General features: G+C 33.0%; 8 protein-coding genes. 7 read left to right on the top strand and 1 reads right to left on the bottom strand.

From position 1 onward, the window contains the following. Positions 1–91 precede the first annotated feature (91 nt). Complete coding sequence (locus ITJ86_RS14500) at positions 92–2,536, top strand: alpha/beta hydrolase family protein (protein ID WP_195872376.1); 2,445 nt, start codon at positions 92–94, stop codon at positions 2,534–2,536. Positions 2,537–2,644: 108 nt separating this feature from the next. Here ITJ86_RS14500 and ITJ86_RS14495 read toward each other — a convergent pair whose 3' ends face one another. Further along, positions 2,645–5,074, bottom strand: coding sequence for a DUF7619 domain-containing protein (locus tag ITJ86_RS14495; protein ID WP_195872375.1), 2,430 nt, complete (start codon positions 5,072–5,074; stop codon positions 2,645–2,647). 133 nt (positions 5,075–5,207) lie between these two features. Between ITJ86_RS14495 and htpG the strand changes: the two genes are divergently transcribed. From htpG to ITJ86_RS14465, 6 genes are all read left to right on the top strand, one after another. Beyond that, complete coding sequence (gene htpG / locus ITJ86_RS14490; RefSeq protein ID WP_195872374.1) at positions 5,208–7,121, top strand: molecular chaperone HtpG; 1,914 nt, start codon at positions 5,208–5,210, stop codon at positions 7,119–7,121. A 188-nt stretch (positions 7,122–7,309) separates the two neighbouring features. Continuing rightward, on the top strand, positions 7,310–7,894 hold the full coding sequence (locus ITJ86_RS14485; RefSeq protein ID WP_195872373.1) for a Crp/Fnr family transcriptional regulator: 585 nt from the start codon (positions 7,310–7,312) through the stop codon (positions 7,892–7,894). Between the two features lie 220 nt (positions 7,895–8,114). Beyond that, the gene (locus ITJ86_RS14480) at positions 8,115–8,660 is read left to right on the top strand and encodes a hypothetical protein (protein ID WP_195872372.1); all 546 of its coding nucleotides are present in this window, start codon (positions 8,115–8,117) and stop codon (positions 8,658–8,660) included. Positions 8,661–8,823: 163 nt separating this feature from the next. Then, positions 8,824–12,276, top strand: a complete 3,453-nt coding sequence (locus ITJ86_RS14475) for a pyruvate carboxylase (protein WP_195872371.1) — start codon at positions 8,824–8,826, stop codon at positions 12,274–12,276. 58 nt (positions 12,277–12,334) lie between these two features. After that, positions 12,335–13,117 carry a class I SAM-dependent methyltransferase gene (locus ITJ86_RS14470; RefSeq protein WP_195872370.1) on the top strand — a complete coding sequence of 261 codons (783 nt, stop codon included), beginning with the start codon at positions 12,335–12,337 and terminating at the stop codon, positions 13,115–13,117. Between the two features lie 94 nt (positions 13,118–13,211). After that, complete coding sequence (locus ITJ86_RS14465; RefSeq protein ID WP_195872369.1) at positions 13,212–13,892, top strand: DUF4377 domain-containing protein; 681 nt, start codon at positions 13,212–13,214, stop codon at positions 13,890–13,892. The last annotated feature ends 33 nt before the right edge of the window (positions 13,893–13,925 follow it).

Raw genomic sequence — 13,925 nt, 5'->3', positions numbered from 1 at the left:
AACTTCTAATTTTAACATCTTTATCACATTTTCAAATCTATTTTTTAATTAACTTGAGACCTACGAATTTTTTAATCAATCTAATCAAAACATGAAAACTTTAATCCAACTTTTCGTATGTCTATTTCTTACCAATAGCTATGCACAACAAAATTTAACTTACCAAGTACCACCTGATGAAATATTAGAATTAGCAGATGTAGATTTAGCTCCTGGAGTACAAATTGACAGTAAAGGGGAGAACATGATATTACTTTACCGAAATCAGTACAAATCCATCGCTGAGTTATCAGAAACAGAATTACGATTAGCTGGTCTTCGTATAAACCCTGTCACCAACATTGGAAGTAGAACAAGATACTACACCAACCTTAAAGTAAAAAAAACATCAGATAAAGATGCCAAACAAGTTTCAGGATTACCAGAAGACGCTAGACTATCTAGTTTTCGTTGGTCGCCAGATGAATCTATGATAGCATGTCTAAACACGACTAAAACAGGTGTTGAAGTATGGGTTTTAAACATCAAAGAAGCCAAAGCAACAAAACTTACAGGTGCTAATGTAAATGCTAATATGGGAAGTACCATAAGTTGGTTTAACGACAATGAGCATTTATTAGTAAAAATGTTACCAAGCGATAGAAAACCATTAATTGATACAGATATTGCAGTGCCAACTGGCCCAACTATTTCTGTTAGTGATGGTGCCAAAGCTCAAAATAGAACCTATCAAGATTTATTAAAAACACCAAACGATGAATTTAATTTTGAACAACTTGCCAGATCCGAAATCAAAAAAGTATCTATAAATGGAAACGTTGAAAACTTTTTAGCTGCAGATATGTATCGTGGTGTTAACTTTTCTCCTAATGGCGAATATATTATGGTGACCACCATAAAAAGACCGTTTTCATACTTAGTAACCTACTCGAGGTTTCCTAGCGAAAACACAATCTATTCTTCAACAGGAAATAAAGTAAAAACAGTTAACGAAGTTCCGTTAGATGAAGTAAGACCTAAAGGGTTTATGGCTACCAGAACAGGAAAACGAAACCTAAACTGGAGAGCGGACCAACCATCTACTCTAGTTTGGGCAGAAGCACAAGATAAAGGAGATCCTGAAGTTGAAGTGGATTACAGAGATGCTGTTTACCAAGTTAAAGCTCCATTTGATGGAGAACCAAAACTGATACTAAAAACAAAACAACGTTTTTCTGGTATAAGTTGGGGAAATGAAAACACAGCTATTGCTTACGATTATTGGTGGAACACTAGAAACACAAAAACTTACCTATTTAATCCTTCAACTGCAACATCTGAAATTATAACAGATCGTAGCTACCAAGACGTTTACAGCGATCCTGGAAATTTTGTAAGTTCTAAAAATGAATTTGGAGAATATACCTTAACGATGAATGGCAACCAACTTTACCTTATGGGAGATGGTTATTCTAAAGAAGGACAATTTCCGTTTATAGATGCTTACAATATAAAAACCAACAAAACCAAACGTTTATATCAATCTCCGTATACAGACAAGCTCGAAAATTTATATGACGCCATTGACATGAAAAAAGGTGAGATTTTGGTAAGAATTGAATCTAAAACAGAATATCCAAATTACTATGTTCGAAATATTAATAAGAAAAATGATTTAACAGCTATTACCACTTTTGAAAATCCATTTAAAAGTTTAGAATCCGTTAATAAACGCATCATAAACTATAAACGAGATGACGGTTTAGATTTAGATGGCACACTTTATTTACCTTTAAATTACGAAGAGGGAAAAAAATACCCAATGATTTTATGGGCTTATCCTCGTGAATACAAAGACAAAGCAAGTGCCGCACAAAGCACATCAAACCCAAACGAATTTGTGTATCCATATTGGGGCTCACCAATTTATTGGATTACTAAAGGCTATGTCGTTTTAGATGATGCAGCATTCCCTATTGTTGGAGAGGGAGAAGATGAGCCAAACGATTCGTTTAGAACACAATTAGTTGCTAATGGAAAAGCAGCAATTGATGCTGTTGACAATCTTGGTTATATTGACAGGAAGAAAGTAGCTGTAGGTGGCCATAGCTATGGCGCGTTTATGACAGCCAACTTATTATCGCACTCAGACCTTTATGCTGCAGGAATTGCAAGAAGTGGAGCTTACAACAGAACATTGACTCCTTTTGGATTTCAAAGTGAAGAACGCAGTTATTGGGACGCTCCAGAAGTATATTACAACATGTCACCGTTTATGCATGCTGATAAAATGAAAACTCCTTTATTATTAATACATGGAGTTGCAGATAACAATTCAGGTACGTATCCTTTACAAAGTGAACGTTATTTTAATGCCTTAAAAGGCTTAGGTGCACCTGTAAGATTAGTAATGCTACCTAAAGAAAGTCATGGGTATAGAGCAAAAGAATCTATAATGCACATGCTATGGGAACAAGATCAGTGGTTAGAAAAACATGTGAAGAATAAGGTTGAAAACACAGAACCGATAGAAAACCAAGAAAAAATAAAGGATTAAACAGCCTTTTTTAAAAAGGTTAAAAGAGTCATTCAGAATTTGAATGGCTCTTTTACTTTTTACAACTATCTTACTGCCACATACTTTTAATCTTCTAAGACTTCACTTTTACTCCTTTATTATTTTCTTAACGATTTTTCCTTTTTTTGAAACAATTTCAACAAAGTAAACACCTGAATTTAATTTTACTAAACTTAATTCCGTTTCAAATTTGTTCTGTATCAAAACTGTATTTTGAAGTAATCTTCCATTAATGTCATAAAACGCTATCGATTCAATTCCGTTTTTACTTTCAACAAATAAATTATCATTGACTGGATTTGGGTACAATTTAATTTTAGATTTAAAATCATTCTCATCTATAGATAAATTTTCCTCAACTGTGGTTATGGCTGTATTCGTAATAATAGGCGCATTAAAATCGAAATAAATCTCTGCTCTGTTTGAAATATAGTCACCCAATTGCAGGTTTGTCAAAGTTTTAATTTTAAAAACAACATAGCCGTCATTATTATCATCATCAAAAGGTAAATTAATATTTTCAAAAACAAATTCTACTGTTTCATAACCTGTTCTACGTGTATAAAAAGAATGACTTCCTTCTAGAGGAATCATAGAATCAACATCTAATTTAAAACTATTCAACTTATTTTTAACTACAACATTTACTGCACTTGCCGAACCTGTATTTTCAAAACGTATAATGTAATGAAGAAAATCTCCAACTTCCTCTAGTTCAATGGTAGCACCTTCAAGGCAAGTAATATCATTAGGGTCATAAGAATTTACAATGGCTTGATTCAATTGAAAAGAATTATCACCTTCCGTTTCATCACCTATTACTGGTGAAATTACTGCAGCAAAATTTAAAATATCATCACCAAATAAAGGAAACTCGGAATCAGTTGGTGTATTTAAATTCATTTTAAAAAAAACACTTCTACTTTCAAAAGGCAGTAAGTCTGTATAATTCCACAACAATTGACCTGTAGTTTGAGAATCTGGTGCAGGGTTAGAACTTAGCAAGTCCATTAAATCATCATTAAAAGCCATGGTGACATCACCAGACAACACAACACTTCCTACATTTTTATATGTAATTTTATAATTAGCATCAAATCCTGGACGAGCCTCAGTTAACGGTGTAACATAAACCTCTAGATCACTATAATCACCATTGGGTGCAATACAAAAATCTTGAATAACTGGACTTGTATCTGAAGGGAAATCTACAACTAAACTAGATGGACTTACCGAAAAATAACTTGACCCATTAAATTGTGGTGTTATAGTATGGTTTCCAGCCAAAACTGGCAAAAAATAACTACCATCATTACCACTAATTAACGAATGAATACTAATATCATTCGAAACTTCAAATTTTAAATTTGGATAAAAAGTATCAAGAATATCGCAACCGTCGTTTTCAAGATCTAAGGTATTATTTCCACTTATACTATAATATTCTCCACCAGGCACAAACGTACAGTATGAACTTACTGTACAATTATTCATGTTAGAACTATCTAACCTCGCTACTATTTTAGAGATTTCACTTTCATCAGCACATATGTATTCTAAATTTGGATTCGAGCTAAAAACTAACGTATTCCATGCTTCTGACCAGTGGTAATCAAAAGCATCTCCATTTTTTATATTTATAGAAGTAAGGTTGTTATGATCAACAATTAATTTAGATAAATTTGGGTTTTGACTAAAATCCAAGGTAGTTAATTGATTTGTTGAAGCCTTTAATTCAATCAATTCTGGGTTTAAAGAAAAATCTAAACTCCCTATCTGATTATTATAACAAGTTAAATACTGTAAGTTCGGATTTTCACTAATATCTAATTCTGTTAATTGATTTGTAAAACATGCCAACCGATTTAAACTAGTACAACCTAATATATTTAGCGATGAAATAGTATTATTATTACACCCTAAAGATTCTAAATTAGCTAACGAGCTCACATTGAGGTTCTCAATTAAATTAAGGCTTACGTCTAGGTATTCAAGTAATAAATTATTAGATACATCAATTTCACTTAAATCATTTGAACTTGCATCAAACCAAACTAAGTTTGGATTTTGGCTAACATCTAAACTCGTTAAACCAATTCCTGCTAGTTTTAATTCTTTTAACATTGGGTTCCCACTTAAATCTAAAGTTGAAATTAAATCTGTACCAGTAATTATAAGATTCTCAAGTTGTGACAATGCGTTTATTTCAATACTAGAAATATTATACGCTGAATTCATATAGAATGTTTTTAAATTAACAAAACTATTTAAGCCTTCTAATGAAGTAGAATAAGTTTGAGACACTTCTAATGATATAACAGCCTCAGCTTCGCTAACTTGAATTTCACCATCATCATTAGTATCTACATCTCCATCTGGAACGCCATCTCCATCAAAATCTGCAATTATATCATTAACCAACGCACTCTTAAAATTGGCATCAGGAATATCTACAATTTGAGCCTGACTAAAGGCAAAATAAAAAAGCATAAAGAGTAATACGTAGATTTTTTTCATAGTTATGTAGTTTGGCTTGTTTAGACAAACTTAAACTTTTTTTTAAGAATGTCACTTTGTCACATTCTAAATCTTGGTATTTTATTTGACTATAGCTAAACATTCAAATTAATAATACAAAAACTTATATATCATGACAAAAGGAAGTATTAATGTATCGGTAGAGAATATCTTTCCGTTAATTAAAAAGTTCTTATACTCTGATCACGAAATCTTTTTACGTGAGCTAATCAGTAATGCAACAGATGCGACACTTAAATTTAAGCACTTAGCCAATATTGGGGAGTCTAAATCTGAATACGGTACTCCACAAATTGAAGTAAAGATTGATAAAGAAGGTAAAAAACTTCACATCATTGATCAAGGTTTAGGGATGACAGCCGAAGAAGTTGAAAAATACATTAACCAAGTGGCTTTTTCTGGTGCTGAAGAATTCTTAGATAAGTATAAAGATACTGCAAAAGACTCGGGAATTATTGGACACTTTGGTCTTGGATTCTATTCTGCTTTTATGGTTGCAGAAAAAGTTGAAATTATCACTAAATCTCATACTGGTGCTGATGCTGCACATTGGACCTGTGATGGGTCTCCTGAATTTACTTTAGAGCCTTCTGACAAATCAGATAGAGGAACGGAAATCATCCTTCATATTGCAGAAGATTCAACTGAATTTTTAGAAGAAGGTAGAATAACAGAATTACTTAATAAGTATAATAAGTTTATGCCTATTCCAATTAAATTTGGAACTAAGGAAGTAAACGACCCAGATTTTACACCTGAAACAACTACAGATGCTGAAGGTAAAGAAACGACTGAGCCTCATAAACAAATTACGGTAGATAATATCATTAACAACCCTAATCCGGCTTGGACAAAACAACCAACGGAATTAGAAGATGAGGATTATAAAGGCTTCTACAGAGAATTGTATCCAATGCAGTTTGAAGAGCCGCTTTTCCATATTCATTTAAATGTTGATTATCCGTTTAACTTAACAGGAATCTTGTATTTCCCTAAGATGACGAATGATATGAACATTCAAAAGGATAAAATACAATTATTCCAAAATCAAGTCTTTGTTACGGATAATGTAGAAGGTATTGTACCTGAGTTTTTAACCATGCTTCGTGGTGTTATTGATTCGCCAGATATTCCATTAAATGTATCGCGTTCGTACTTACAAGCTGATGGAGCGGTGAAGAAAATTTCATCTTACATCACGCGTAAAGTTGCTGATAAGTTGAAATCATTATTCAACTCTAACAGAGAAGATTTTGAAAAGAAATGGGACGATATTAAAATCGTAATTGAATACGGAATGCTGTCTGAAGAAAAATTCTTCGAAAAAGCAGATGCTTTCGCTTTATACCCAACGGTTGACGGTAAGTTTTATACTTACGAAGAGCTGTTCAACAAAACAAAAGCAAATCAAACGGATAAAGATGGTAAATTAGTCATTCTTTACGCTTCTAATAAAGATGAGCAACATTCTTACATTGAATCTGCTAAAGCTAAAGGATACGAAGTCTTATTATTGGATTCTCCTATTGTACCGCATTTAATTCAGAAATTAGAAACTACAAAGGAAAATATTTCTTTTGCTCGTGTAGATGGTGATCATATTGATAACTTAATTAAGAAAGAGGAAAATGCAATTTCTAAATTAACGGAAGACCAACAGACAGAATTAGACACGATTTTAAAAGAAATTGTACCATCTGAAAAGTTTATGGTGCAGTTAGAAGCTATGGATAGTGATGCCTCTCCATTTATTATTACACAACCAGAATTTATGCGCAGAATGAAAGAAATGCAGCAAACTGGTGGCGGTGGAGGAATGTTTGGAATGGGTAATATGCCAGAAATGTATAACCTTATTGTAAACACAAACTCTAAATTGGTTGGTGAGATTTTAGAAACTAAAACCAAGAAAAAACAAGAACGTTTAATTACACAAAGTTTAGATTTAGCACGTTTATCTCAAGGCCTTTTAAAAGGAGAAGAGTTAACGAATTTTATTAAGCGTAGCTACGAGATGATTAAATAATATTGGATAGCCAGTGCTGAGCGAAGTCGAAATATGGCAATCTCTTTACTTTAAACCACTTTGTTAATTCAAAGTGGTTTTTTTTCTTAAACTAAATTCCGAATTATAATTCGAAATCAAAAACTAAAAAAAATTACCACATGTTAAAAAACAATTTTATACCTTAACTGTTTAATTTTAGTATTTCAGTGCAATCTAATCATTCCATATTTCAAGAAATTTTTGTTGGTGTCTCATTTTCAAACGAGGAACTGAAGTATATTTCTAAAGTTTTCAAGAAAAAACATTATAAAAAAGGAACAATTATTTTTGAGCAAAACGATGTGGCTGATGAGATGCTCTACATTTACGAAGGCTGCTTAAGAACGGTTCACTTGGATGATTCGGGCAAAGAACACACTATTCAATTTGCCATAAAAGACTGGTGGATTACTGATTATATTTCTTATTTTACTAATACTAAAGCCTATATGACGCTTGAGGCTCTAGAAGACACTACGGTTTATAGCCTTACTAAAGCAGACAAAGAATTATTCTATACCGAAATCTCAAAAGTACAAAGCTTCATTATTCGTAAATTAGAAGCCGCTTATGCTGCTTTTCAAAAAAGAATTATCGTTAATTTGTCGCAATCTGCTAAGGATAGGTATCTTACCTTTCTCGATACTCATAGCGAAATTGAGAAAAAATTGAAGAATTATCATATTGCATCGTATTTAGGCATCACTACCGAAAGTTTAAGCCGTATTAGAAAAGAATTATATAATTCTTAGCCTTTTTCCATTTCTTAACATACATCAATTTTTATAAGTACTAAACCTTATAATTTTGTTGCAGTACAAAACCCTAATTAATTTGTACTACATTTTCCCTAATGGATTAATAGCTAAAGAAGCGCAAGTTGTAAAACTCGCGCTTTTTTTATGACTATATTTAGCCTTATATTACTATTAATTCTCTAAAATTTCTGAATTATTTTTTATAAAAAAACCCATGGAAGCTATTAATATATTATTCTTTATTGTAGGTACATTTTTTGGTTTCAACCAAAGTAGTCTCATAGCAGAAAAAACAACGGTCACTATTAATCCTAACGAAAAGACCATAGTCATTTTACAAGAGAATTTGGTAACCTTTATTCAAAATGAAAGTGATAGTTTAAAAGTTCAGAATGAATTATCAAAAATTACTCAATCTAATTGTCCATGGAGTTCAGAACTCGAAAATTACCCTAAAAAAGAAAAGGAATTCTTTAAGTCTGAAGACAAAAATGCGCTTAATTTAAAACTAACACTTACCTACACATCAGATAAAGATTTAAAAGTATTTGGTATCGATAAAAACAATGATGGACCGTTTTCTATGACTAACTTTCCGAAATCTCACATAGCATCTACTGATGGCATTTTAAAAGAACCTTATTGGAATTTTGATGCGAATAAGCCCTTCACTTTTACAGAAGAACCGTTAACAGATTTACCAGAAGACTACCAAAAACTACAAAGGAGCATCTTGCCATTTTGGAAGCCTACTAAGTAGAACCGCACGTACAATACATAACATTTTTTTAATAGCAGTTGGTTAATAATTTATGTAACTTTCACGAAAACGCTAATTCTTAAGTTAATTCTATAATTTGAATGGCTTCAAAACAGTAATTAACCTCAGCGTTTAACCACATATTCAACACAAAACTATTGTTATGAAAATCAAAAAAATATTAGTTGCAAACCGAAGTGAAATTGCCATCCGAATTTTACGAGCTTGTACAGAACTTAATATTAAAACGGTCGCTATTTACACGTATGAAGATCGTTACTCACAACACAGAAATAAAGCAGACGAATCGTACCAAATTGGTGAAAACGATGAACCCTTAAAACCGTATTTAGATATTGAAGAAATCGTTGCATTGGCAAAAGAAAAGGATGTAGATGCTATTCATCCTGGTTATGGTTTCTTATCCGAGAATTCAGAATTTGCAAGACGTTGTGCAGAAAATGATTTAATCTTTATAGGACCAGATCCTGAAGTTATGGATGCTTTAGGTGATAAAATTACAGCTAAGAAAATTGCTGTTAAATGTAATGTGCCTATTATTGAAAGCAACAAAAAAAACTTAAGCTCATTAAAAATCGCAATTTCTGAAGCGAATTCTATTGGCTACCCATTAATGCTTAAAGCTGCTTCAGGTGGTGGAGGACGTGGTATGCGTGTTGTTAGAAATGACAAAGACGTTGAACAACACTTTGATTCTGCAAAAAACGAAGCACTAAATGCTTTTGGTGACGACACCATGTTTTTAGAAAAATATGTTGAAAACCCTAAACATATTGAAGTCCAAATTGTAGCTGATAGACACGGAAATATCCGACATTTATTTGAACGCGATTGCTCTGTACAACGACGCCATCAAAAAGTTGTAGAAGTCGCTCCTTCCCATAACGTTTCTCAAAACGTAAAAGATGCTTTATATAAATATGCAGTTTCCATTGCATCTGAAGTTAACTACAACAATATTGGTACAGTAGAATTTTTAGTGGACGAGCAAGACAACATCTATTTTATTGAAGTCAACCCAAGAATTCAAGTAGAACACACCGTTACCGAAATGGTAACAGGAATCGATTTGGTAAAAACTCAAATATTTATTGCAGGAGGTTATAAGTTATCAGACCAACAGATAAAAATATATGATCAAGAATCCTTAGCAACCTATGGTTTTGCCTTACAGTGTAGGTTAACAACCGAAGATCCTGAGAATAATTTCACACCAGATTACGGCAATATTACAACCTACAGAAGTGCCTCAGGAATGGGCATCCGCTTAGATGCAGGAAGTATCTATCAAGGTTATAATGTAAGTCCATTTTTCGATTCTATGTTGGTTAAAGTGTCTGCTCATAGTAGAACACTGGATGGAGCGGTTAGAAAAATGGTACGTGCTTTAAAGGAATTTAGAATTAGGGGTGTAAAAACTAACATTCATTTTCTTCAAAATGTGATTCAGCATGAAACTTTTAAAGACGGAAAAGTCACTGTAAATTTCATTCAGAATACACCGACATTATTCCAAATAAAATTACCTCAAGATCGCGCTACTAAGGCCGTAAATTTCTTAGCAGAAGTTATTGTTAATGGTAATTCAGATGTTAAAAACATTGATAAAACCAAAGTGTTCAGAACTGCTAAAGTTCCAAAATATAATCGTTCTGAAGCATTTCCAAAGGGCACAAAAGATTTATTAACCGAACTTGGCCCAGAAGCCTTTTGTCAGTGGTTAAAAGAGGATAACAAAATCCATTATACAGACACCACAATGCGAGATGCACATCAATCACTTTTAGCAACACGCATGCGAAGTTATGATATGCTTAAAGTGGCAGAAAGCTTCGCAAAAAATCATCCCAACACCTTTAGTATGGAGGTTTGGGGAGGTGCTACCTTTGATGTGTGTTATCGTTTTTTACACGAAAGTCCTTGGACACGCCTACGAGAATTACGTAAAGCGGTTCCTAATATTTTGTTCCAAATGTTGTTGCGTGGTTCTAATGCCGTGGGTTATAAAGCCTATCCGGATAATTTAATTGAAAAATTTGTTGAAAAATCTTGGGAAAATGGTGTCGATATTTTTAGAATTTTCGACTCGTTAAATTGGGTTAAAGCCATGGAGCCAAGTATGAATTATGTTCGAAATAGAACCGGAGGAATTGCACAAGCTGCTATCAGTTACACAGGTGATATCCTCGACCCAAAACAGACCAAATACAACCTAAAATATTATACACAACTCGCTAAAGATTTAGAAAATGCAGGTGCACATATGGTTGCTATAAAAGATATGGCAGGCTTATTAAAACCTTATGCTGCGACAGAATTGGTTGGTGCGCTAAAAGACACCGTTAACATTCCTGTTCAATTGCACACACACGATACGTCTTCGGTACAATCGGCGACGTATTTAAAAGCTATTGAAGCAGGAGTTGATGTGGTTGATGTTGCTTTAGGTGGACTTTCAGGATTAACATCTCAGCCAAATTTTAATGCGATTATAGAAATGATGAAGGGACAAAAACGCGCTCATGATTTCGATATGAATACCTTAAATCTATTTTCTAATTATTGGGAAGATACACGCGAAATGTACTACCCTTTTGAATCTGGATTAAAAGCAGGAACAGCAGAAGTGTATCAGCACGAAATTCCTGGTGGTCAATATTCAAATTTAAGACCTCAAGCAATTGCTTTAGGTTTAGGAGATCGCTTTAATGAAGTAAAGAACATGTATGCAAAAGTCAACGCCATGTTTGGTAACTTAATAAAAGTAACACCAAGTTCTAAAGTGGTTGGAGATATGGCCATTTTTATGGTCACCAATAATTTAACACCAGAAGATGTGATGGAACGTGGAGAAACAATATCGTTTCCAGAATCGGTAATTAACTTCTTTAAAGGAGATTTAGGACAACCTGTTGGAGGGTTTCCAAAGGAACTTCAAAAAATTATATTACGAAACAAAGACGCCTATACAGATCGACCAAATTCACATTTAGAGCCTGTAGATTTCACTAAAGAATTTGCTGCCTTTAAAAAGAAATTCCAACAAGGCTTTACCAGACCTATTGAAATAGAAGACTTTTTATCGTATATGCTATATCCGAAGGTGTTTGAAAAAGCACATGAAAACTATAAAAAGTACGGCAACATTTCTCTCATCCCAACCAAAGATTTCTTTTTTGGCATGAAGCTTCAAGAGGAAACTTTTATCACTTTAGAACCTGGAAAAACCATTATTGTAAAATTACTTTCTGTTAGTATTCCAAACGATGAAGGTGTAAGAACAGTGTTCTTTAAAGTGAATGGAGAAAATCGATTTGTTGAAATTTTTGATACATCATTAAATATTTCTAAGGTCGAAAACACAAAAATAGATCCAGATGATGCCAACCAAATTGGAGCACCTTTACAAGGGTCGTTGTACAAAGTGTTAGTAAAAAAAGGTACAACCGTAAAGGAAAACGATCCGTTGTTTATAATTGAAGCTATGAAAATGGAAACAACTGTCACCGCTCACAAGTCTGGAAAAATAAAATCGGTAAGTTTATCTAAAGGTAGCATGGTAAAACAAGACGATTTGATTGTTACTTTTGAGTAAACCGTGTTAAGAACAGTATTACATTTGAACTTTATAAAATTGCAATGAAATAGAATTTATGACAACCAAATACAATACTATTGGAGTTAATTATAATCAAACGCGTAAAGCCGATCCATACTTAACGGAACAGTTATTAAAACACTTGGATCCTAATAAAAACGGAGTGTATTTAGATGTTGGTTGTGGCACAGGAAATTATTCCAGTGCGCTTGAAGAAAAGGGATATCAGTGTATTGGAATAGATCCATCTATTGAAATGTTGACAATAGCCCAGTCTAAAAACCAAAATATCGCATGGAAAATAGGCAGTGCCGAAAAAACAGATTTAGCAAAAAATAGTGTTGATGGCATTATAGCGACGTTAACTATTCATCATTGGTCTAATCTTATGAGAGCATTTTCGGAATTAGCATATATACTAAAACCGAATAGTAAAATCGTGATTTTCACGTCTACTCCACAACAAATGAAAGGCTACTGGCTAAATCATTACTTTCCAAAAATGATGGAAGCTTCAATTGCGCAAATGCCAACTTTAAAGAGTATTGAAAATGCTATGAATTTTTCAGGCATTAAAATCACAAAAACTGAAACCTATGACATTCATCCAAATTTAAAAGATCAATTCTTGTATTGTGGCAAACACAACCCTGAATTATATTTTGATGAAAGTATACGACATGGCATCTCCTCATTTAGTGGATTGGCTAATCTTGAAGACGTAGAACGTGGCTTAGCAAGCTTAAGAAAAGATATTGATAGCGGAAAAATAAATGACATTATAAACACTTATAAAACTAATTCAGGAGATTATCTTTATATCATTGGTGAAAACTAAACGTAATTTTTCTAACATATTTTTAACGTTTGCCAAGACTTAATGGCAAGGCTTTTGAAATTATAGATGTAAACAACTAAAACAAAATATAAAAATGAAATTCTTACAAAACCTACCAATTATAATATTAGCTACAGTACTATCGTCTTGTGGTTCTACAAAACAAGTAACCTCAACCTATTGGGTAAATAGCGCTAAAGTAGATTGTGATGCTGGTGCAGGACAAGCAACCTGTCTTCAAGTTACAAAAAGTGACGATTACGAAAATGCAGAATGGTCCCTTTTCTACTCCACTATAAATGGCTTTAATTTTGAACCTGGTTACTTACAGAAAATTGAGGTTACAGAAACCACTTTAGATTCTGAAAATGTTCCAGCGGATGCATCTTCAATAAAATATGATTTAATTAAAGTTTTAGAGAAAAAACAAGATCCAAAATTGGCCATTCACGATATTTGGGCAACCACACATATTAATGGCGAACAAATTGAAAGCACTAATAATGTACCAACGTTAGAAATAAACACCACTGAAATGCGTGCTTCCGGAACAAATGGTTGTAATAATTATACTGGTGAAATTAAAAATATAAACGCTTCAACAATTGAATTTGGTGCCATTGCTTCCACCCGAAAAATGTGTATGGATATGGCTATTCCAGATAGTTTTGACAAGGCATTCAATACAATTTCAACGTATAAGAAAGAAGGGTTAACTTTATCTTTTTATAATGAATCTGGTGACGAAGTGCTACGTTTTAAGAAGGTAGATTAATTAGATGTCACATTCATTTAAAATATTGGGTTA

Origin of the sequence: Winogradskyella marina (genome assembly GCF_015645385.1) — a bacterium.
In the GTDB taxonomy this organism is placed as follows: Bacteria; Bacteroidota; Bacteroidia; order Flavobacteriales; family Flavobacteriaceae; genus Winogradskyella; species Winogradskyella marina.
The sequence above is the reverse complement of the archived record's forward strand: the minus strand, read 5'-3'. Positions and strand labels throughout refer to the sequence as shown.

Bases quoted from the DNA above. Each gene is read 5' to 3' on its own strand.
- ITJ86_RS14500 (WP_195872376.1), top strand. From the start codon at position 92: ATGAAAACTTTAATCCAACTTTTCGTATGTCTATTTCTTACCAATAGC.
- ITJ86_RS14495 (WP_195872375.1), bottom strand. From the start codon at position 5,074: ATGAAAAAAATCTACGTATTACTCTTTATGCTTTTTTATTTTGCCTTT.
- htpG (WP_195872374.1), top strand. From the start codon at position 5,208: ATGACAAAAGGAAGTATTAATGTATCGGTAGAGAATATCTTTCCGTTA.
- ITJ86_RS14480 (WP_195872372.1), top strand. From the start codon at position 8,115: ATGGAAGCTATTAATATATTATTCTTTATTGTAGGTACATTTTTTGGT.
- ITJ86_RS14475 (WP_195872371.1), top strand. From the start codon at position 8,824: ATGAAAATCAAAAAAATATTAGTTGCAAACCGAAGTGAAATTGCCATC.
- ITJ86_RS14470 (WP_195872370.1), top strand. From the start codon at position 12,335: ATGACAACCAAATACAATACTATTGGAGTTAATTATAATCAAACGCGT.
- ITJ86_RS14465 (WP_195872369.1), top strand. From the start codon at position 13,212: ATGAAATTCTTACAAAACCTACCAATTATAATATTAGCTACAGTACTA.